The organism is Mycolicibacter nonchromogenicus, from assembly GCF_002101775.1.
GTDB lineage: Bacteria > Actinomycetota > Actinomycetes > Mycobacteriales > Mycobacteriaceae > Mycobacterium > Mycobacterium nonchromogenicum.
Window position 1 is genome coordinate 63,550 of sequence record NZ_LQPI01000018.1, and the last position, 21,332, is coordinate 84,881.

General features: G+C 67.9%; 13 protein-coding genes. 7 read left to right on the forward strand and 6 right to left on the reverse strand.

Features of this window, described 5'->3' with window-relative positions; translation table 11 throughout:
- The first annotated feature begins 106 nt into the window (after window positions 1-106).
- Window positions 107-6,367 (forward strand): BTAD domain-containing putative transcriptional regulator, encoded by a 6,261-nt coding sequence (locus AWC18_RS00855; protein WP_208858302.1) that lies wholly within the window; start codon window positions 107-109, stop codon window positions 6,365-6,367.
- 12 nt (window positions 6,368-6,379) lie between these two features.
- Here AWC18_RS00855 and AWC18_RS00860 read toward each other — a convergent pair whose 3' ends face one another.
- Together AWC18_RS00860 and AWC18_RS00865 are read right to left on the reverse strand one after the other, a co-directional pair.
- Window positions 6,380-7,747, reverse strand: a complete 1,368-nt coding sequence (locus AWC18_RS00860) for a metallopeptidase TldD-related protein (RefSeq protein ID WP_085137073.1) — start codon at window positions 7,745-7,747, stop codon at window positions 6,380-6,382.
- Window positions 7,744-9,258 carry a TldD/PmbA family protein gene (locus AWC18_RS00865; protein ID WP_085137075.1) on the reverse strand — a complete coding sequence of 505 codons (1,515 nt, stop codon included), beginning with the start codon at window positions 9,256-9,258 and terminating at the stop codon, window positions 7,744-7,746. The genes AWC18_RS00860 and AWC18_RS00865 overlap by 4 nt, the downstream gene beginning before the upstream one ends.
- Window positions 9,259-9,320: 62 nt before the next feature.
- Here AWC18_RS00865 and AWC18_RS00870 point away from each other — a divergent pair, with 62 nt between their 5' ends.
- Window positions 9,321-10,328, forward strand: a complete 1,008-nt coding sequence (locus tag AWC18_RS00870) for a DUF2804 family protein (protein ID WP_165757960.1) — start codon at window positions 9,321-9,323, stop codon at window positions 10,326-10,328.
- A gap of 26 nt (window positions 10,329-10,354) precedes the next feature.
- On the forward strand, window positions 10,355-11,227 hold the full coding sequence (locus tag AWC18_RS00875; protein WP_064997585.1) for a carbohydrate ABC transporter permease: 873 nt from the start codon (window positions 10,355-10,357) through the stop codon (window positions 11,225-11,227).
- Here AWC18_RS00875 and AWC18_RS00880 read toward each other — a convergent pair.
- The gene (locus AWC18_RS00880) at window positions 11,224-11,736 is read right to left on the reverse strand and encodes a lipoprotein LpqH (protein ID WP_064997584.1); all 513 of its coding nucleotides are present in this window, start codon (window positions 11,734-11,736) and stop codon (window positions 11,224-11,226) included. The genes AWC18_RS00875 and AWC18_RS00880 overlap by 4 nt on opposite strands.
- Before the next feature lie 249 nt (window positions 11,737-11,985).
- On the opposite strand from AWC18_RS00880, the gene AWC18_RS00885 reads away from it, so the two are divergent.
- From AWC18_RS00885 to AWC18_RS00895, 3 genes are read left to right on the forward strand one after another with little or no spacing between them, the layout of a single operon-like run.
- Window positions 11,986-14,589: a helix-turn-helix transcriptional regulator gene (locus AWC18_RS00885; protein ID WP_085137095.1), complete on the forward strand. Its 2,604-nt coding sequence runs from the start codon at window positions 11,986-11,988 to the stop codon at window positions 14,587-14,589.
- Complete coding sequence (locus AWC18_RS00890) at window positions 14,583-15,419, forward strand: carbohydrate ABC transporter permease (protein ID WP_085137079.1); 837 nt, start codon at window positions 14,583-14,585, stop codon at window positions 15,417-15,419. Before AWC18_RS00885 ends, AWC18_RS00890 begins: the two co-directional genes overlap by 7 nt.
- The gene (locus AWC18_RS00895) at window positions 15,416-16,747 is read left to right on the forward strand and encodes an ABC transporter substrate-binding protein (RefSeq protein ID WP_085137081.1); all 1,332 of its coding nucleotides are present in this window, start codon (window positions 15,416-15,418) and stop codon (window positions 16,745-16,747) included. Before AWC18_RS00890 ends, AWC18_RS00895 begins: the two co-directional genes overlap by 4 nt.
- Window positions 16,748-16,789: 42 nt before the next feature.
- On the opposite strand, the gene AWC18_RS00900 is transcribed toward AWC18_RS00895, so the two are convergent.
- From AWC18_RS00900 to AWC18_RS00910, 3 genes are all read right to left on the reverse strand, one after another.
- Complete coding sequence (locus AWC18_RS00900) at window positions 16,790-17,671, reverse strand: type IV toxin-antitoxin system AbiEi family antitoxin (protein WP_085137083.1); 882 nt, start codon at window positions 17,669-17,671, stop codon at window positions 16,790-16,792.
- A 190-nt stretch (window positions 17,672-17,861) separates the two neighbouring features.
- The gene (locus AWC18_RS00905; RefSeq protein ID WP_085137085.1) at window positions 17,862-18,677 is read right to left on the reverse strand and encodes a CbiQ family ECF transporter T component; all 816 of its coding nucleotides are present in this window, start codon (window positions 18,675-18,677) and stop codon (window positions 17,862-17,864) included.
- A complete protein-coding gene (locus tag AWC18_RS00910; protein WP_076047665.1) occupies window positions 18,674-20,671 on the reverse strand; it encodes an ATP-binding cassette domain-containing protein in 1,998 nt (665 codons plus the stop codon). Before AWC18_RS00910 ends, AWC18_RS00905 begins: the two co-directional genes overlap by 4 nt.
- A 133-nt stretch (window positions 20,672-20,804) precedes the next feature.
- Here AWC18_RS00910 and AWC18_RS00915 point away from each other — a divergent pair, with 133 nt between their 5' ends.
- The gene (locus tag AWC18_RS00915; RefSeq protein WP_064997579.1) at window positions 20,805-21,254 is read left to right on the forward strand and encodes a MarR family winged helix-turn-helix transcriptional regulator; all 450 of its coding nucleotides are present in this window, start codon (window positions 20,805-20,807) and stop codon (window positions 21,252-21,254) included.
- Window positions 21,255-21,332: the final 78 nt, after the last annotated feature.

Here is a 21,332-nt window from a genome sequence, read left to right on the forward strand (position 1 = left end):
CCGCCCGCGAATGTATGTCAAACCGCGCCGGACCGGGCCTTTACCAAATCTTGACCGGCTGTTGAATCGCCCCACCGACGATTGCCACGTGACTACCATTCAAGCCGTGGAGCTGGGGGTTTTGGGACCTCTTCAGGCCCGGCGAGACGGCGCCTCGGTCACCATCCCGGGCGCCAAACCCCGTGCCATCCTCACGATGCTCGGTCTGCACGGCGGTTCCGTCGTCTCGGCCGACACACTGATCGATCTGCTCTGGGGCGATGAGCCGCCGCGCACCGCCGCCAAGGCGCTGCAGACACACATCTCCTCGCTGCGCAGAGCGCTGGGCGACGGCTTCGTTCTCACCGAGGGAACCGGCTGGATCCTCAACACCGCGGAAGTGGACGCCCCGCGCTACAAGCGGGCCACCAAAGCCGGACGCGATGCCGCGACGACCGGCGACAGCAGTCAAGCGGTGGCCCGCTTCGAGGATGCGCTGAGCCTCTGGCGGGGCACACCCGAGCTGCCCGATTCCCGCCGGGGAATTTCGGAGAAGACGCGCTGGATCGAGGGGCACGCCGCGCTGGTCGAGGACCGCGCCGATGCGCTGCTCGCGACGGGGCGGGTCGCAGAGATCATCGGCGAACTGGAGGCCGCCGTGGCCGACGCCCCGCTGCGGGAACGGCGATGGGCCCAGCTGATGCTGGCGCTCTACCGGGCCGGCCGCCAAGGTGACGCCCTGGGCGCTTATCAACGAGCCCGGTCGCTGCTGGCCGACGAGCTCGGCGTCGACCCCGGGCCCGAGCTTCGACGGCTCGCGGGCGCGATCGTGGCCCAGGACTCCGCCTTGGATCACCCGGTGATCCAGCATGTTCCGTCGGTGACCCGCGCGGTGACCTTTCTGCTCACTGATATCGAAGGGTCGACGGCCGCGTGGGAGGCCCAGGCCGACGCCATGGCGATAGCGCTGGCCCGCCATGACGAACTCGTCGAGCAGGTGGTCACCTCCCGCGGCGGGCGGCTGATCAAGACCCGCGGCGAAGGCGATGCCACCTTCTCGGTCTTCGACCGGCCCTCGGCAGCGGCCGCCGCGGCCATCGAGCTGCAAGACGCGATCTTGCACGAGCCGTGGGCTTTGCACGACCCCATGCGCATCAGGATCGCCCTGCACACCGGCGAGGTGGAGTTGCGCGACGGTGACTACTTTGGCCGCGCGGTCAATCGCGCCGCCCGCCTGCGTTCGCTGGCCGCCGGGGGCCAGATTCTGTGCTCAGGTGCGACAGCCGAGCTCGTCGTCGACACCCTGCCCGATGATGTCGCCCTTGCCGACCTCGGGATGCGTGCCCTGCGCAACCTGCCACGCCCGGAGCATGTGTTCGAGCTCCGGCTACAAAGCGCCGAGCAGGTCGCAGAGCCCGTCGACGAACCCCTGGAACGCCCTGATCTCCCCGCGGTACTGACCGTCCCCGGAAGGTTCGTGGGACGCGGCCTGGAACTGGACCGACTGGCCAGTGCGTGGCAGACCACACTCGCCGGTGGTATTCACGCGATGCTGATTGCCGGTGAACCCGGTGTGGGCAAGACTCGGCTGGCCGGCGAATGGTCGCGACAAGCGTTCGACCAAGGTGCCGTCGTGTTGTACGGCCGATCCGACGAAGACCTCGGGGCGCCCTATCAGCCCTTCGCCGAAGCACTGCGAACGCTCGTCCCCTGCGTCAACAGCCACCGACTGCGGGGATTACGGGGCGTGGAAGCACTACTGCCCCTGATTCCCGTTCTGACCGAGGTACTCCCGGATCTGTCCGCGCCGCCGCGCGCCGACCCCGACACCGAACGCTATGCACTCTTCGACGCCGTGGTCGCGCTGCTGGAACTCGCCTCTGCCAGCGCTCCCGTGATGCTGATACTCGACGATCTGCACTGGGCGGCCAAACCGACGCTGCTGCTGTTGCGGCATCTGCTGCGCTTCGGCGACCACACCCGGGTGCAAATCGTCGCCACGTACCGCAGCACGGATCTCGACCGATCCCATCCCCTGGCGGCAATGCTCGCCGATCTTCACCGCGACGGCACCGCGGACCGCCTTGCGCTGAGCGGCCTCGACGCCGACGACGTGACCGCCTATGTCGCCGAGGCCGGATACGACGACGAACAGCTCGCCCGGGCGCTGGCATCGGTCACCGGCGGCAACCCGTTCTTCTTGATCCAGGCACTACGCCATGTTGACGAAAGCGGCGGTGTCTGGGATCCCAACACATTGCCGCAGGGTGTTCGTGAAGCGGTGAGCCGCAGGCTGTCACGGCTTCCGGCGGAGACCAATAAGGCGCTGGCCGCGGCTGCCGTGGTCGGCAGCAGCTTCGCGGTAGACCTCGTGGAGCGGGTGGTCGAGCACGACCTCGTCGACGCCTTCGACGAAGCGTGTAAGGCCGGCATCGTCATCGAAGAGGCCGGCGGCCGATACCGGTTCAACCACGCGATCGTCCGGCAGGCGCTGATCGCCGAGCTGGCGTCGGTGCGCCGCATGCGACTGCACCAACGTATCGCCACCACACTGGAAGCCACGCCCGGCGCGGACGAAGAACTGCTGGGGGAACTGGCCTACCACTACTTCGAATGCGCGTGGGCGGGCAACGCGACCAAGGCCGTCGAATATTGCCGGCGAGCCGCGGACCAGGCGATGACCCGCCTGGCCTACGAAGGTGCCGCCGATCTCTACGATCAGGCACTGCACGCGCTGGAGGAGATCGACGACGAGTTGCCCGACCGCGCAGACCAGACCGCCGATCTGTTGGTGGCACGCTGCGAGGCACTGCTTGCCGCGGGCGATATGGCATCGGCCACCCACGCGGTCTCGCAATTGCAGGCGGCGACAGTCGATTCAGCTCGTATGTCCGCGTGGGCCACCTGTTTCGATGGCCAGCTGTCGATGCTGGTGCATCCGGAACGCTTGGACGAGATCGAAGCTGCCCTGGGCGCGGCTGCCGTCAGGCTGGCCGGGTTGGGCGACACCGAAGGAGAAGCCAAGGCGCACACCGTACGAGCCGGAAGCCTTGCGCGTCTGGGGCGAATCGGCGACTGCGAGACCGCCTTGGACAGCGCGCTGACCGCAGCGCGGCACGCCCGTGAGCACCGCCGGGTCAACGCGGTCCTGGCGGGGGCACCGCTGGCGGCGGTGTGGGGCCCGAACCCGGTTCCGCGGGCCGGCGGGCGCTGTCTTGACGTGGTGAGGCTGTTGCGCATCACGACGGATTCCCCTGCGGTGGAGGCGATATCGACGCGATGCCAGGCCGTGTTGGAGGCCTTCCGTGGCCGCCCCGCCACCGCCCGACGAATGATCGACTCGGCGCGGCGCACCGTGACCGAGATCGGTCTGCGCCATGCCCTGCTCGAGGTTGAGCAGTTCGCCGGAATCATCGAGCTGGTGGGCGATGACCCCGGCAGCGCGGAGCCACATCTGCGTCAGGCCTACCAGGGCTTTCGCCGGATGGGACTGGACGCCGACACCGCCGAGACCGCCGCCCTGCTGGGCCGTACCTGCCTGGCACTCGACAGAGACGACGAGGCCGAGGAGTTGTGCACCGAGAGTGAGCGACTCTCTGGACACGCCCTGAAGGCATCGATCGCCTGGCGCACACTTCGGGCGCTGTTGTTGACGCGGCACGGCGATCATCCCGGTGCCCGGGCGATGGCCGAGTCCGCGGTCGCGCTGGCTGAACGCACCGACGCCTTGGTCGATCATGGCGATGCCTGTCTGGCATTGGCGACGGTGTTGCATGCCGCCGGCGATACGGTAGGAGCACGGGCCGCTGCGGAGCGCGCGTCGGGACTCTATGAGCGCAAAGGCGCGGAGGTCCTTGCCGCCAAAGCGCAGGCGATGCTGGGTGAGCGGGCCGCACCTGCGTCCGCGGCGTCGGCCGAATCGTCGGTGGTCGAGGTGGACAACGCGTGCGTTCGAGCCGGTGAGCACGTCGAAGACAGGGACGCCGCGATCGCCGAACCCGATTCGCTGGACACCCGATTCGAGGCAGTGCGTCGCGTGCAGAACAAGGCAATGTTGGTGATCCAGCGGTTCTACCCGAATTTTGCGGCCCGTGACTGGAAGGCCATCGCCGAAGCAGCGGCCGACAACTACTACATCGATGATCGCCGACGAACTGTCAACACCGGTATCAGGTATGGCCGAGATGCCGGAATCCAGGAGTTGCAGGCGACCGCTGAGGTGGGCTTCTCGATCATCATGTCGGACGCCCTGGCGACCCGCGGCGAGCGCCTCGTCCTCACCCGTGTTCAGGCCTCCGGCCCCGACCCCGAGGCGGTTCACAACGATGCCCTCAACGTCATCGAGATCGACTCAGACGAGAAGGTCGTGGCAGCAGTGGTGTTCGATGTCGACGGCTTCGACGCCGCCATCGCTGAGCTCGACGCGCGATACCAGGCCGGCGAAGCCGCCGACTGCGCGGAGACGTGGTCAGCGATCACAACGGCTTTCGTCGCGATGGGCAGGGGTGACATGCCGGCGGCGCTTCGCGGCTTCACCGACATCGACCACCGCGGGCTTGCGATCTACGTCGAAGCGGTACATCGGTTGACCGACCGCGGCGCAGTGATCACGCATGTGGCCAAAGGGACATCGCAAGATGGTTCAGACGTCGAGTGGCGCATGGTCGACACCCTCTTGGTCGACGGCGGTCTGATCAGCCACTGCGAGATGTTCGACGAAACAGACCTCGACGCCGCCCTGGAGCGGTTCGAGGAGCTGCAGTCGTGCAAGCCGCGGCGATTGCACAATATGGCCAGCCAGGTATCCCAGCGCTTCATAGCCCTGTTTGCCGCCCATGACTGGGATGCCATGGCCGACATATGGGTGGACGACTACTACCAAGACGATCACCGCAGCATCGTGAATGCCGGGATGCGACACGGCCGCGAGGCGGCGCTGGCCAATATGCGGGCTGTCGCCGACCTGAATATCACCGACGTCGATGTGAGCGATATCGCGACGCGCGGGGAGCACCTCATCCTCACTCGGAGCGTTTTCTCGTTCCGGGACCAAGACCCTGAGGCATTCGTCGCCGAGCAACTCGACGTCGGGGAGTTCAATGCGGAGCGGCGGTTGGCGGCGAGTGTCTCGTTCGACCCCGACGACTTCGAGGCCGCCCTCGCCGAGCTTGACGCCCGCTACCTGGCCGGCGAAGCGGCACCCTACGCACGCACGTGGTCGGCGCTCACCCAGACCTATGCCGCAGCGGACAGGCAGCAACTCAGGCTGACCCCGGACTGCGTGAACATCGATCACCGCCGGATCCCGACAAAGGCCGGCGGCCTGGCCCGATACCTCCGCGCGTCATGGGATGAAGCGCAGAGCTTTCGCGTGTACGTCGAGGCGGTGCATCGACTGGGCGCCCACGGAGCGGTCTTCACTCAAGCGGCACGGGGGTTATCGGATCAGGGCTTCGAGGCCGAATGGCGAGAAGTCATCCTGGCCACGGTGGAAGGTGACCTGGTCAACCGTTGCGAAGTATTCGATGAAGCAGACCTGGACGCCGCGCTCGCCAGGTTCGACGAGTTGGGCCGATCGATGCCCGCGCTGGAGAACGCAGCCACCCGGAACTGCGTCCTGGTAGCCGAAGCATTCAACCGCCGCGACGGGGACGCCATCTTCGCGCTTGCCAACGACGATGGCCGCCACGATGACCGGCGCAAAGGTCTGCGCTCGGTCCTCGACGGCCCCGAACGACGGAAGGTCATCGACGCCACCTTGACGACGGTCCCGAGCACTTGGCGGTTGGAGGTCCAGCCCATCGCCGTCCGGGGATCTCGACTGTCGCTGACCCTGGACCGCTATCGCGACGTCGGCGACCCTGATCACACTGTGGTCGTGGAGTTGTTGCATCTCATGGACGTCGACACCGCCGGCCTGATGCAATACACCGTCACCTTCGACGTCGACGACATCGACGCTGCCTTTGGCGAACTCGAAGCTCGCTACCTCGCGGGCGAAGCCTCCGCCTACGCGTCGATGTGGTCGGTCGTCACCGACGCCTATGCCGGTTTCAACCGGCGGGAGGTTTCTCCGACGACGCCGGACTGGATCAGCATTGACCACCGGCGGGGGGCGGGTTTCGACTCCGGTGACATGATCCGCTACGTGGAGGCCGCCTGGGCCGATTCACCGGACACCAGGATCTACATCGCCGCCGTGCATCGACTGAGCCAAACTGGCGCCGTCGTCACCCATGTGGCGCAAGGTATTTCACAGGACGGCTTCGAGGCCGAGTGGCGCGATATCAGCGTCATGACCATCGACGGCGACCTGATCAATCGTTGGGAACTGTTCGACGGGGACGACCTCGACGCCGCGCTCGCCCGGTTCGACGAGCTCAGCTGATCGCAGCCGCCGTCATTGCGCCTGACTCACCGACGACATGTGGAAGTCGGGAATCCGCAGTGACGGCATCACCGCCCGGGTCGCCCAGTCGCCCCATTCCCGGGGCAGCGTCGGCTCAGCGATACCGGCCTGGGTGGCCCGGCGCAGCAGGTCCAAGGGGCTCTCATTGAACCGGAAGTTGTTCACCGCCGCGGTCACCGTCCCGTCCTCCACCAGATAGACGCCGTCGCGGGTCAGTCCGGTCAGCAGCAGCGTGGTCGGATCCACCTCGCGGATGTACCACAGTGTGGTCAGCAGCAGCCCACGCTCGGTCGAGGCGATCATCTCGTCCATGCTGGCCGAACCGCCCGTCATCAACAGGTTGTCGGCGGCCAGGGCAACCGGGACGCCGAACTCGGCGGCGGCCGCCCGCGGGTAGGCCAGCGCATTGATCACCCCACCGCGGATCCAGTCCACGCAGCCGATGTCCAAGCCGTTGTCGAACACCGACACGGTCTCCGCCGAGGTGCCGGTCGCCACGAACGGCGCGCACTCGAGCCCGAAGGCGTGTGGATCCGAATACAGGGTCAGGGGCAGTTCGGACAGCCGCTCCCCCACCCGGGTGCCGCCGCCCGGCGCCGACAGCGCGGTTCGGCCTTCCTGCGCGCCGCGGCCGCCCATGGTCCAACCGAGATAGATCATCATGTCGGCGACAGTGGAAGGCGGCATCAATGTCTCGTAGCGTCCGGCCGGCAGTTCGACGCTGCGCGCGGCCCAACCCAATCGCGTCGAGAGCTGTTCCAGCAGGGAATCCGTCGGCACGTCAACGAAATCCGGGGTGCTGATGCCGGCCCAGGCGCTGGCGCCAGCGCGTTTGGCGTTGATCTCCACCGTTCCGGTGGGCTGAGTGAACCGCCTCCGCAACCCCGTCGAGGACGCCAGAAACGTTGTCTCCACCTCGTGGCGGGCGAAACCATACAGCTGATCTGCGCCCCGAAAGCCACGGCTCAAGGAGCCGGCCAGCTCGGCGAAGACCTCTGCGCCGGTCTGCGGGACCGGGGCGTCCCAGTCGACCGGGACCGTGGTGCCGCCCAACAGTTCTGCGGCGTCGCGGGCCTCGGGTGCGCCCGCAGCCGCCTCCGCCGAGGCCGCGACCAGCTCGGGTATCAGCGCCGGATCCACCTCAGCCGAGCTCAGCGAGCCGACCCGGGACCCCTCGTCGTCGGAGACGATCGAGACGACCGTGGTGGTTCGGCTGCTCGACACCCCGTTGGTGGTCATCGAGTTGCCGGCCCAGCGCAGCGACGCCTCGGTCCGGTCGCGGACCAGCACGATGGTCTCGGTGTTGGCGCTCTTGGCCGCCGCCAGCGCGGTGTCGATAACGTCTTGCGGCCCGATCATTCCCGGCCCCCCTCGCTGCGTGTGTTGAGCACGTTGATCCCCCGGAACAGCGCCGACGGACAGCCGTGGCTGACCGCGGCCACCTGACCGGGCTGCGCTTTGCCGCAGTTGAACGCCCCGCCCAGCCGCCACGTCGAGGCACCGCCGACAGCCTCCATCGCATTCCAGAAATCGGTGGTGGTCGCCTGATAGGCCACGTCGCGCACCTGCCCGTCGAGGCGGCCGTCACGGATTCGGAAGAACCGCTGTCCGGTGAACTGGAAGTTGTAGCGCTGCATGTCAATCGACCACGAGCGGTCCCCGACGATGTAGATGCCGTCATCCACCCGGCTGATCAGATCTGCGGTGGACAGGTCCTCGGTCCCGGGCTGAAGGGACACGTTGGCCATCCGCTGGATCGGGACATGGTGCGGCGAGTCGGCGTAGGAGCACCCGTTGGACCGTGACTGACCCAGCCGGGGCGCGAACACCCGATCCAGCTGATAGCCCACGAAACGCCCGTCGCGCACCAGGTCCCAGCTCTGGGCTGCCACGCCTTCGTCGTCGTAGCCGATGCTGGCCAATCCGTAGGCCACCGTGCGGTCGGCGGTCACGTTCATCACCGGCGATCCGTACTGCAACGTGCCGAGCTTGTCCGGGGTGGCGAACGACGTACCCGCGTACGCCGCCTCGTAACCGATGGCCCGGTCGTATTCGGTCGCGTGCCCGATGGATTCGTGGATCGTCAGCCACAGGTTGGTGGGGTCGATCACCAGGTCGGTCGGTCCGGCGGTCACGCTGGGCGACTTGACCTTCTCGGCGAGCAGCACTGGAAGTTCGCTCAGCTCGCTCGACCAGTCCCAGATCTCATCGCCGGCGACCGCTTCCCAACCGCGCGCGGTCGGTGGCGCCAGCGTTCGCATCGAGTCAAAGCCGTCCGGGCCGACGGTGACCGCGTCGCAGACCGGCATGAGCCGCACCCGCTGCTGAGTGATCGAGGATCCGAACACATCGGCGTAGAAGGTCTGCTCCTTGACCGCGGTCAGCGCGGCCGTGACGTGGTGCACCCCGTCGGCGGCGAGCAACCGGCCCGAATAGTCCTCCAGCACGTCGATCTTGTCCGCGGTGGGTACGTCGAACGGATCGATCAGATAGTCCGACACCCAGGTCGCGTCGCGGTACACCGGCTCAGCCGCCAGTTCGACACGTTCGGCGTTGAGCACCGCCAGCGTCTTGGCGACCTGCACCGCACGCCGAGCGGTGTCCGCCGCGACGCCCGGCGCCAGCTCGGCATGCGAGGCGAAACCCCAGGTGCCGTCGACCACCACCCGCACGGCGAAGCCGAGCTCACGATTGACGACGGAGGTCTCCAACTCGCCGTCGCGAAGCCGGATCACCTCGGTGGCGATCCGGTGGATACGCAGGTCAGCATGCTCGGCCCCGGCCGCTGTGGCCGCCGACAACGCAGCGTCGGCCAGCTCGTGGCGGGGCAGGGCCAGAAAGTCGGCGTCGATCCCCCGGTTCGCTGTCACCCGTCCACCGTAACGACGTAGCGGTGGTTGACCACGGGATAGGTGTCGATAAAGATCACGGCGTGACAGCACCCCGGCGACTGGTGGAAGACGGTGTTCGACACTACGGCCGCTTTCCGGGCCGAGTCGGCGAGACCAACTCCGTCGATGCACACCGCGGCCTCTCGCGCCTCTGGCGTGAATTTCGGCTCAAGGAATGGATCGGTTTCGCCCTGATCCACCCCGAATTGTCGGGCGCCATGATCATGCAGGACGTGAAGTACCTGGCGTCATCGGAGTTGTTCGTCCGTGATCGGGAAACCGGTGTCCTGGTGGAGAAAAGCACCCGATTCCGGGGCGCCACCTTGGACCTGCCCGACGACCTGCTGCACGGTGGCCGCTGCCGGGTCGCGACGCGCCGCTACCGGCTCTGCTACGACTTCGACATCGACAGCGGCACGATCACCGTGCGGATCGACTGCGCAGCAGATCGGCACGGGCCCGCGATCTCCGGTGCGTTGACGCTGTATGTCGAGGGCGCCGCACCCCCGCTCAGTCTCAGCGCCAGACTCACCCCGGCGATCGACTACTACACGTTCAAGCAGCCCTTTCCGGTCGACGGAAGGCTCACCGTCGGTGACCGAACCTATGTCTTCGAGCGGGCCCGCGATTTCGCCATCCTCGACGAGCATCGTTCGCAGTTCCCGTACTCGACGTCGTGGACCTGGGGCACCTTTGCCGTCGCGATGGCCGGCGGGGTGGTGGGCTCCAACTTCGTCGACCGGCAGGAGCTCAGCGACGACGATGACGAGTCGGCGAACTGGGTTCCCGGCGCCGTGGAACCACTCGCGGGCGTCCAGTTCGACTTCACCTCCGACGATCGCGTGCACATCGGCGACCGCGACGGCCGGCTCGACGTGACCTTCACCCCCGAGGGACGCAAAGCGGTCAAGGCCAACCTGGTCGTGGCCGCCGTCGACTACTGGCAGCTCGCCGGGACCTACCGGGGCACCGTCACCTCGTCGGCCGGCGATTCCTACTCCTTCGACGACGTACCCGGGGTGCTCGAGCGGATGAAGACCCGTTTTTGAGTCGACCCAACCGCTTTAATACACCTATGAGCCGCCGCGCCTCTCGCTCTGCGGCGCTGGGTTACGCGCTGCTCGCCCCCAGCCTCTTCGGCGTGGTGGCGTTCCTGCTGCTGCCGATGCTGGTGGTGGTGTGGCTGAGCCTGCACCGCTGGGATCTACTGGGGCCGATCAGTTATGTCGGCGCGGAGAACTGGCGATCAGTGCTGACCGATCCGGCGTTCGGCAATTCCCTTGTGGTCACGGTGCTTTTCGTCGCCTTCGTGGTCCCCCTGCAAACCGCGCTGGGGCTGGCGGTCGCTCTCCTGCTGGCGCGCGGGTTGCCCGGCAGCGCCCTGTTTCGCACCATCTACGTGCTGCCATGGATCTGCGCACCGTTGGCGATCGCGGTGCTGTGGCGGTGGATTCTGAGCCCCACCGACGGCGCGGTGAGCACCGTGCTCGGGCATCGGATCGAATGGCTGACCGATCCCGGACTGGCGCTGCCGGTGACCTCGGCGGTGGTGGTGTGGACCAACGTCGGCTACGTCGCGCTGTTCTTCCTGGCGGGCATCCTGGCCATCCCCACCCAGGTGCTGTCGGCGGCACGCATCGACGGGGCCAACGGCTGGCAACGGTTTTGGCGGGTCACCTTGCCGATGCTGCGCCCCACCATGTTCTTCGTTCTCGTCACCGGCGTGGTCAGCGCAGCGCAGGTGTTCGACACCGTCTACGCGCTCACCGGGGGCGGCCCGAGCGGCCGCACCGACCTGATCGCTCACCGCATCTATGACGAGGCATTCGGGGCGGCGGCGATCGGCCGGGCCGCGGTCATGGCACTGGTGCTGTTCGCCGTCCTGGTCTGCGTGACGGTCGTTCAGCAGCTTTCGTTGGGCCGGCGGGTCAGCTACGACCTCACCTAGCTACAGGTCACTTCGATTTCGAACGGCTTGTTCACCGGCTGCATCGGGTTGGCCATGTCGATCCCGGTCGCGGTGCCGCTGATCTTGTAGGCGTTGCCTTCTTTGCTCGCCGAGGCCTCGCCCTGGCCGGTACCCGCGGTGTATGCCAGCGTCACGCCGTTGACGTTGCCCAGACCGACCGACTTCACCTCGGGAGGGTTGGCGTCGGTGAGCACCGCGGCGATGCCGGTGGCCGCTCCACCGATCGCGATGTTGACGTCGCCGTTCAGCGCCGTGCACACGGTGGTGCCGCTGACGTCCTGGTCTTGGCCGTCAATGGTGACTTTGGTGTTTGCCGCAGCACCGTCGACGCTGACCGACACACTGGTCTCACTCGAAGAGCTCACCGAGCTCGACACGCTCGAAGAGGAGGAAGCGGCGGGTTCCGACTTCTTGTCGCTGGAGCACCCAGACAGTCCTACTACCGCGATTGCTGCCGCTGCTGCGGCAACCGTTACTGAACGCTTCACCGGTACTCCTTAGTTGTGGGTGGTCACGCGCCTGGTTTCGTGCAATTTGCTGGGCGCGGCAGGGGTCCGGCGGGCTAGGCTTTACCCCGCATCCTGATCAGATGGCGGTGTGCTGACGCCCGTGGCAGACCGCCCGCCACGCTCCTTGGGAGTGTGGCGGGCGGCCCAACCTCGGCGCATCAGGTAATTACCTGATATTTGCTCCAGAGTGCGTGGTCCCGGACCCGACGCGGGAGGGGTTTGGCTGTGGTGAGCCGGCTGCTCGAACGCGACACGACGCTGGCCACGCTTCAACACTGCTATCGAGCCGCCACCCGCGGGCACGGCCGATTGGTGCTACTGCGTGGCGAGGCGGGGGCAGGCAAGACCGCGGTGATCGCCCACTTTCTGACCACGCTCGATCCGGACACCCGGGTGCTGCGGGGCTGGTGCGACGGCCTGGCCAACCCGCGGCCGTTGGGCCCGTTCATCGACATGCTCGCCGGCCTTCCCGCCAGCCAGGCGAGCCCGATACGCGCCGCCGTCGACGCCGGGGACACCGAGACGATCTATGCCCGCCTCGTCGACGCCGTCCGCGCAGATCCCTCGGTGTTTGTGATCGAGGACCTGCACTGGTCTGACGACGCCGCCCTGGATCTGCTGCGTCATGTGGCCCGGCGGATCGACACGCTTCCGGTGCTGTTGCTGGCGTCCTACCGCGACGACCAGATCGGCCCAGCCCATCCGCTGGCTATGCTGTTGGGCGATTTGGCGACCTGGGCGACCGTCACACGCACGGAGCTGAACCCGCTCAGCGCCGCGGCGGTGGCCGAATTGGCCGCCGGCAGCGGCTGCAACGCCCAAGCGCTCTACGGGCTTACCGGCGGGAACCCGTTTTTCGTCACGGAGATGTTGGCCGCGGGGCCTGATGCCCTCGGTGAGGGTGCCCTGCCGTGCAGTGTCTCCGAGGCGGTGCGGGGCCGGCTCGCGCGGTTGACGGCCGCGGGACGCGAAACCGCGCAGGCGGCGGCAGTCTGCGGGCCGCGCGTGCACCCGGCCCTGCTCGAAGCGGTATCGCCGGGTGCGGCAGGCACGCTGAGTGAGTGCCTGGCCGCCGGGGTGCTGGTGGCCGACGCCGACGCGGTGGGATTCCGTCATGAGCTGACTCGCCGTGCCACCCTCGAACAGATCCCCGACTATCAGCGCCGAGTGCTGCACAAGCGGGCACTGACCGCACTGGCCGAACCCCCGATCCGTCCGGACACGCTGGCAGCGTTGACGTTTCACGCCGAACAGACCGGTGACACCGACACAGTCATCGGTCACGGCCCGGCAGCCGCCGAGCGCGCCGCAGGATTTGGCGCGCACAGGCAAGCCGCAGACCTGTACGCGTTGGTGCTGCGCCACGCCGGCACCGCCCCTGATACGCACAAGGTGGTCTGGCTCGAAAAGCACGCGTACAGCAGCTATCTGACCGGCCGGACCGGACCCGCGGAGCTGTCCTGGCACGAGGCCATCGCATTGCGACGCCGGTTGGGGAACACCCACCAGGAGGCGCAGGATCTGCGCCGGCTGTCGCAAGTACTGCAGCTGCAGGGGCGCACGTCCGAAGCCTCGGCGGCGGCGCACGCGTCATTGCGGTTGCTCGAAGGCCTCGGCCCGTCCCCGCAGCTGGCCTGGTCGCTGATCAACATGGCGCACCTCTCCGCCCTAGCCGTAGACCCCGCCTGCGCCCGCTATGCGACCCGCGCGAAAGCTCTCGGCTCCCAGTTCCAGGACGCCGCCGTAGTGATCCATGCCCGCGGATATGCGGCACTCACCACGGTGTTCTGCAGCGACACCGGCTGGGACGACGTCGAGGAACTATGGCGAGAATCAACCGCGGCCACCGGGTTCGAGGAACACAGCGGCAGTCTGGGCATCCTCCTCGGCACGCTCGCCGTCATGCGCGGCGAATACGGCCGCGCGCAGCGTCAACTCGCCGACGTCGAGGCCTACCTCGGCGACCGCGCGCTTGGCATGTTCGGAGCCCTGGTGGCGGGGGTTCAGGCGCTGACGTCTCTGGCCGCCGGCGACTGGTCGTCTGCCGCCCTGACGGCCGAGCAGATCCTGGCCCAGCCCGAACTGCCGGCCCACCACCGGATCGCACCGTTGATCACCCTCGCCCTGATCCGGGCCCGCCGTGGCGAGGAGGCGGTGTGGCCGCTGCTCGACGACGCCCGTGCTTGTGCGACGGGCAGCCTGCTGCGCCTGGCCGTGTACGCCGCCCGTGCCGAAGCCGCCTGGCTGGTCGACGACGATGAGTCGGCCCGCCACTGCGCGGCCGAGGCTCGTACGGACTCCGGCACGGCGTGGCTCGGGGGATCCGTGCGGCGCTGGGCTCATCTGGCCGGTGACCAAGCCGGTAGTGACGTGCTGGCTGCCACACCCTACGAATGGGAGATCAGTGGCGATTGGTGCGCGGCCGCGCGGGAGTGGACCCTTCGCGGCTGCCCCTACGATGCCGCCATCGCTCAACTCGGCGGCGACATCGATGCCGTTGAAGCCGCGCTGGGCACCTTTCGTCAGCTTGGCGCCCGCGCCGCGGCCCGCCGGGCCCAGCAGCGCCTCGCTCATCTGCGCGGTCGCGATCCCGATCGCCGCCGCAAAGACACCAGCGCTGACCCACGTGGCCTCACCAAGCGCCAACGCGACGTCCTCGAACTTCTTGCCGCCGGGCGCAGCGACGCCGAAATCGCTGCGGCCCTCTACATCAGCACCAAGACCGCCAACACCCACGTCTGTGCCATCATGGCCAAACTCGGCGTGCACAACCGCACCCAGGCCGCCGCCTACGCCTACCAACACCCCAGTGAGCTGTCCGCCCCATGCTGATCAGGACTTCCCCGCATAAGCGCCTTCGGGCCCTTTCGGTCTACGCGCTGCTCACGGTCGGCGCACTGATCACCCTGGCGCCCTTCGGCCTCGGGCTGTTGACGTCGTTCACTCCGGCACACCAATTTGCCACCGGCTCCCCGCTGTCGTGGCCCCACCCGCCGACGCTGGACAACTACGGCGATCTCGGTGGCGCCGGATTCGGCCGGGCGGCGGCGGTCACGACGCTGATGACGGCGGTGATCGTGGTGGGCCAGTTGAGTTTCTCGGTGCTGGCCGCCTACGCGTTCGCGCGGTTGGAGTTTCCGGGTCGCGACAAACTGTTCTGGGTGTACGTGGCGACCCTGATGGTGCCGGCCACTGTGACGGTGGTGCCGCTGTATCTGATGATGGCGCAGCTGGGGCTGCGGAACACGTTCTGGGCGTTGGTATTGCCGTTTGTGTTCGGGTCGCCGTATGCGATCTTTTTGCTGCGTCAACACTTCCGCACCGTCCCCAATGACCTGATCAACGCCGCGCGCCTTGACGGCGCGAACACCCTGGACGTGATCGTGCACGTCATGATGCCGGCCAGCAGACCGATCCTGGTCACGCTCGGGCTGATCACCGTGGTCTCACAGTGGAACAACTTCATGTGGCCCCTGGTGATCACCAGCGGCGACAAATGGCGAGTGCTCACGGTGGCGACCGCCGCCCTGCAGTCCCGCTACAACGCGCAGTGGACCCTGGTGATGGCGGCAACCACCGTCGCGATGATTCCACTGATCGTGCTGTTCACGATTTTCCAGCGTCGGATCGTGCAGTCGATCGTCGTCACGGGAATCAAGTGAGCCGGCCGCGATTCTCCACCGTGTTCGCCGCGGCGGTGGTGCTGCTGGCCGCCCTGCTCTGCGTCGCGGCGGTCCTGCTCGACGGAGCCTCGAACCGGTCATCGGCCGGCACGACGGTGGTGACGGTGCGCCTGTGGGACGAACAGGTCGCGAAGGCCTATCGCGAGTCTTTCGCCGCATTTCACCGCGTCCACCCCGAGATCGAGGTGCGCGTCAACGTCGTCGCCTACGGCACCTACTTCGACACGTTGCGCACCGATGTCGCCGGGGGCGGCGCCGACGACATCTTCTGGCTGTCCAACGCGTACCTGGCCGGCTACACCGACAGCGGCCGGCTGGTGAACATCGATGCGGCGGGCGCGGACTGGGACCCGTCAGTGGTCGCTCAATTCACCCGCGACGGGACGCTGTGGGGAGTCCCGCAGCTGACCGACGCAGGGATCGCGGTCTACTACAACGCGGATCTCCTGGCCGCCGCGGGGATCACACCCGCTGCGCTGGAGGACCTGCGCTGGGATCCCCAGGGCACGCACGACACGCTGCGGCCGCTGCTGGCCCGGCTCACCCGCGACAGCGCCGGACGCACCGCCGACTCCCCCGGCTTCGACCCACGGCGCGTCAGGCAGTGGGGCTACAACGCCGCCAACGACCCGCAGGGTATCTACCTGAACTACATCGGATCGGCGGGCGGGGAGTTCCAACGCGGCGACGAGTTCGCCTTCGACAATCCGGCAGCGGTCAGCGCCTTCGGCTACCTGGTGCGGCTGATCAACGACGACCACGTGGCACCGCCGGCCTCGGAGACCAATACCAACGGCGACTTCTCCCGCAATCAGTTCCTGGCCGGGAAGATGGCGCTATTCCAATCCGGCACATACAACTTGGCGGCCGTTGCCGATCAGGCGCCGTTCTCCTGGGGGGTGGCCATGCTGCCCGCCGGGCCGGTCGGCCGCGTCAGTGTCACCAACGGGGTCGCCGCCGTCGGCAACGCCGCATCCCCGCACCCCGCGGCCGTACGGCAGGTGCTGGCCTGGCTGGGCAGCCGCAAGGGCAACGCCTTCCTGGGGCGCCACGGGGCGGCGATACCGGCGGTGCTCAGCGCACAACAGGTTTACTTCGACTACTGGGCGAAGCGCGGTGTCGACGTCACTCCCTTCTTCGCGGTGCTCGATGGGCCCCGCATCCCCGCCCCGGGCGGTGGTCCGGGATTTGCCGCCGGCAACCAGGCCATCAAGCCCTACTTCGACGAGATGTTCCTCGGCCGCTCCGACGTCGGCACTGCCCTGCGCCAGGCGCAGACCGCCGCCAACGCCGCCGCCCGCCGCTGACCACTCCGCGAAATCGCGCTCACGCAGGGAAACTGCGAGTGGCTACCTGCGTGAGCGGGATCTCGCGGGGTATACCGGCCGTCCCCGCCATCCCCGTGACCACAATGCGTTCGCGACCCGGTCGATGACGCCGGTGACGGTGTCCTCTTTGATCACCCGGTTGTTCAGCCAGCCGAGCTGAGGCAACGTGCGTTCCCGGTAGTGGTCCCTGACGTAGGAGTTGCGATCGGTGCGGTGTACCTCGCCGTCGTACTCGGCGGAGACCTTGAACTCCTCCCAACCCATATCCAGGACCGCGAACAGGCGCCCATGGGCGTACACCGGAATCTGTGTCTTGGGCACGGGGAACCCGGCGTCGATGAGAAGGAGCCGGAGCCAGGATTCCTTCGGCGATTCCGCGCCTGCGTCCACCAGGGGTATGAGCTTTCGAAGTTGCTTCAGCCCCCGTGCACCGGGGTAGCGCCGGGCGATGCCCAGCACATCGTTGGCCCCGAATGGCGTCGCCCGCGCCAAGGCATCGAGACGTGCCAAGGCTTGTCCCCGCGGCAGATGGCGGGCCAGATCGAACGCGGTGCGGGCGGCGGTGGTGACGGTGAGGCCCTTGATGACGGTGGCCTCGTCAGCACTGAGCCGTTCATTGCGCACGATGACCCCGGGTGGCGACGGGTTCTTTCGCCCCAGCAGCTCAACGGGGACTTCGGCGTTCACCCACTCCGCGCCGTGTAGCGCTGATGCGGCGACGCCGGCGATCACGGCGCGGCGGCCAGACCAGAGCCACGCTCCGACGATCCTGTCGTGCAGGGTCGCCTGCTGGAACTTCGGGAAATACACGTCAGGATGGAGGCGGCGGAACCAGCGCGTCAGCCCGTGACGAGTCACGGCGCCGATCGCGAGGGCCTCGCTGCCGATGAAGACGCCCTTCATACCCGCGAGGATGAGTGCCGGATCGGCTATCCGCACTTCACCCCGCCGCGAGATCGAGCTCACGCAGGAAAAGTGCGAGTGGCTACCTGCGTGAGCGGGATCTCGCGGGCAAGGCGCGCGGCGCGGGCAGGGCGAGCGGCGCGGGCAGGGCGAGCGGCGCGGGCAGGGCGAGCGGCGCGCGGCGAGCGCGTCAGCGCGGCAGGGGCGTGCCGAAGACGGCCAGTTCTACCGCCACCGCCGCACCGCACACGATGAGCACCGTCAGCACTGCCACCAGGTCGACCAACCCGGGCCGCGCCGGGGACGCCGAAATCTGGCCGATACCTCCGCGAGCGGTGATCGCATCCCCCATCTCGTCGGCCCGGCGAAGTGTCACGGTGATGGCCGCGGTCATCAGATCGACCGCCTCACGTGCCCAGCGACGGCGCCGTTGTCGCCGGGTGCGCGGCTGCGACCGCGGCCGTAGGCGCCGCGCGGCGTAGAGCACCCGAAACTCGTCGACCAGCATCGGAAAAGCACGCAACGCCAACGCCAGCGCCACCGCCCACTCGTCGACGGGAATGCGCAACAGCCGCAGCGGCCGGCCCAGCGTGGCCACCGCGGGAGCGATCTCGGCGACATTGGTGGTCCACGACACCATCGCGCCCAGCCCCAGCAGCACGATCGACAGCGCAGTGATCCGCAGGAAGTACAACAGCCCACCCAGGCCGGCCGGATCGCCGCCGGACATGGCCGCAGTCCCGCCGCCGATCAACAGCAGCAACCACAGCCAGCGGGGCACTGAGGGCAGCGCGCCCCGCGGGATGCGAGCGATCCTGGCCGCACCGAATACCAGCAGGGCCACCGCGCCGATCGTCGGCCAGCCGGGATAGAAGGTCAGCAGCACCGAGATGCCGAACACCACGATCAACTTCGTTCCGGCCCACAGTCGGTGGATGGCGGAGTCGCCGGGAACCGGCCGCAGCAGCACCACCGGCCGCGGCGTGCTGCGCGCCTCCCCCGTCATGCCGCACCTGCCGGCGTCGGCACCAGTACACCGTTGTGCAAGTGCAGAGTTCGCGGACACAGCTCGCCGAGACCGTCGAAATCGTGTGAGATGACCACCACCGTCAGACCACTCTCCCGACGCAGGTCCTCCAGCAGTCGCAGCAAGCCGTCCCGACTGGCGGCGTCGAGACCGGCCAGCGGCTCGTCGAGAATCAACGCCCGTGGCGACCGGGCGAGGAGGCCCGCCAGGACCAGTCGGCGCATCTGGCCGCCGCTGAGCTGGTCGATGCGCCGTCCGGCCAGCGCCGCGTCCAAGCCGACGGCGGCCAGGGCGGCGCTGACCTTGGCGTGATCACGCGCGGAAAAGCCCGCAGCAGAAGCCACTTCCTGGCCGACGTAGCTGCGCATCAGCTGCAGCCGAGCCGCCTGGAACGACAAGGCGACAGCTCCCACCTGCTGATCGGCGGGCCGGCCGTCGAGCAGGCAACTGCCGGTGGTCGGGGTGGTCAGGCCGGCCATGATCCAGGCCAGGGTGGACTTGCCCGAGCCGTTGCCGCCGTGGATCAGCAGGCCGTCGCCCTCGTTGACCGTGAAGCTGATATCCCTCAGTGCGGTCTTGGCCCACGGTGTGCCGCTGGCGTATTCGTGTCCCACGCCCGACAACTCGAGAACCGGCGCTCCCCTAGGTCTTTCACCGCCGGAAGCAGTGGGAACCTCGGCGGTCTCCACCATGGCGGTGTTGTCGCGAGACCCCGACAGGTCGATGGTTCGGTCGGCGCTGCCGGCCTCGTCGTTGTAGTGGGTGATGTGCACCAGGGAGGTGCACCGCCGATCAGAGCACCCGGCCAGCTCCGACAGCACCCCCAACAACACCTCGCGTCCTTGCGGGTCGACCATGCTGGTGACCTCGTCGGCGATCAACAGTGCGGGTTCACGGGCCAGCGCGGCCGCTACGGCCAGCCGCTGCAGCTCCCCGCCGGACAGGCTGCCGGTGTCACGTTCGGCGAAGCCCGCCAGGCCGACCTCGCCGAGCAGCCGTTCGACGTCGGGGTGGGTTCCCGGCGGCAGGCCCCACACCACGTCATCGGCGACCCGAGTGCCCAGCACCTGGCTCTCCGGGTGCTGCATGACCACCGCGGTGCCTCCGGGCGCACCGAGGCCCACCGCGCCGGGGCGTTCGATGGTGCCCGCAGTGGGGGCCCGCCCGGCCAGCAGCAGCATCAGGGTGGTCTTGCCGGAGCCGTTCGCGCCGGTGATCGCGACGTGCTCGCCGGCACCGACTTCCAGGCTCACCGGCCCCAGGGCGTCGTGGTCGGACTGCGGATAGCGGAATCGCACCTGGTCCAGCCGGACCGGGACCGGCGCCACCGGGCCGGTCTCGACCGGCACATCGAGTTTGTGCACGTCTGGCACCCCGCGAAGTCGATGTAGAACCCGAGACAACGCCCACCACCCGAGCAGCGAGACGATCATGACGCTGACGGTCATCTGGGCCAGGATGAGCCACTGCCAGTAATGCAGCAGCACACTGAGAAATCCGTTCAAGTCCTCGCTGGCCCGCTGAAACTCCGGCAACGGGACACGCGCTACGGCGGCCGCGACGCCGTGCACATTGGCGGTGATCGTCTCGAAGATCAGGTGGCGCAGGCGGGACAACACGGTCAGCGCCAGCACCATGACGGTGCCGAAAATGCCGCCGGCCACTGCCGAGGCCACGATCACGGTGGGCAGGCCACGGCGATGGCGCTTGATGACGCCGGTCAAACCGCCGATATAGGCGCTGTTGACCACGGTCATGAAGCCGCCCATGCCCGCGATCAGAAACGCGATGGTCGCGGCGGCGACGGTGGCGGCGATCAGCACCCGAATCCGGTAGCGGAAGGCCAGAAGCCCCATCGGCACGGTGCCGAGCAGCGCCAAGCCTGCGGCGAAGGGCACCACGACCGCGATGATCGCCGTCGCCGCGCACAGCGCCGCCATCACGGCGGCCTGCGCGATCTCGAAGGGCTGCATCGACCGCGCCCGGACTCGGTGGGGGCGCTGGCCGGTCTTCGTCACCCGTCGATTCTGCCAGCCGCGCGGACCGACTTTCGCGGAGCGGACCGAGATGGTCCACTTTCGTTCACGCATGTGAAATACTTGCCCGATGGCAGCCCCCGCCCAAGTCAGCCTCGGAGCTGAATTGCTCAGCGTTGTATCCCGGCTCAACCGGCTCGCTACCCAACGTGTAGCGCTGCCGATCCCGGGGGCTCAGGCGCGACTACTTTCCACTATCGAGGACCTGGATGTAGCCCGGATTTCCGACCTGGCGGCGGTGGATCACTGCTCCCAGCCGACGATGACCACCCAGGTGCGCCGGCTCGAGGACGCTGGTCTGACCACCCGCACCCCGGACCCGCTCGACGCGCGTGCCGTGTTGATCAGGATCACCGACAAGGGCATCGAGACCATGGCGCGGGTCCGCCAGGACCGGGCAGCGGCCCTCGACCCCGAACTGGACCGGCTTTCCCCCGAGGACCGCCAGACACTCGCCGACGCGGTGGAGGTGCTGCGCCGATTCCTGGCCGAGGCCGTTCCGGCCCCACCGGCGCGCTAACTGTGATGTCCAGGGACGTTGTAACGGATTGAGTTGATTTTGGCCTGTCGTTGAGACAGGTGAAGGCCTCCGGTTGTG

Coding starts and splice junctions, on each gene's coding strand:
- AWC18_RS00860 (WP_085137073.1), bottom strand. CDS start 7,747: ATGATCGGGCCGCAAGACGTTATCGACACCGCGCTGGCGGCGGCCAAG.
- AWC18_RS00875 (WP_064997585.1), top strand. CDS start 10,355: ATGAGCCGCCGCGCCTCTCGCTCTGCGGCGCTGGGTTACGCGCTGCTC.
- AWC18_RS00910 (WP_076047665.1), bottom strand. CDS start 20,671: ATGCAGCCCTTCGAGATCGCGCAGGCCGCCGTGATGGCGGCGCTGTGC.
- AWC18_RS00900 (WP_085137083.1), bottom strand. CDS start 17,671: ATGAAGGGCGTCTTCATCGGCAGCGAGGCCCTCGCGATCGGCGCCGTG.
- AWC18_RS00905 (WP_085137085.1), bottom strand. CDS start 18,677: ATGACGGGGGAGGCGCGCAGCACGCCGCGGCCGGTGGTGCTGCTGCGG.
- AWC18_RS00915 (WP_064997579.1), top strand. CDS start 20,805: ATGGCAGCCCCCGCCCAAGTCAGCCTCGGAGCTGAATTGCTCAGCGTT.
- AWC18_RS00890 (WP_085137079.1), top strand. CDS start 14,583: ATGCTGATCAGGACTTCCCCGCATAAGCGCCTTCGGGCCCTTTCGGTC.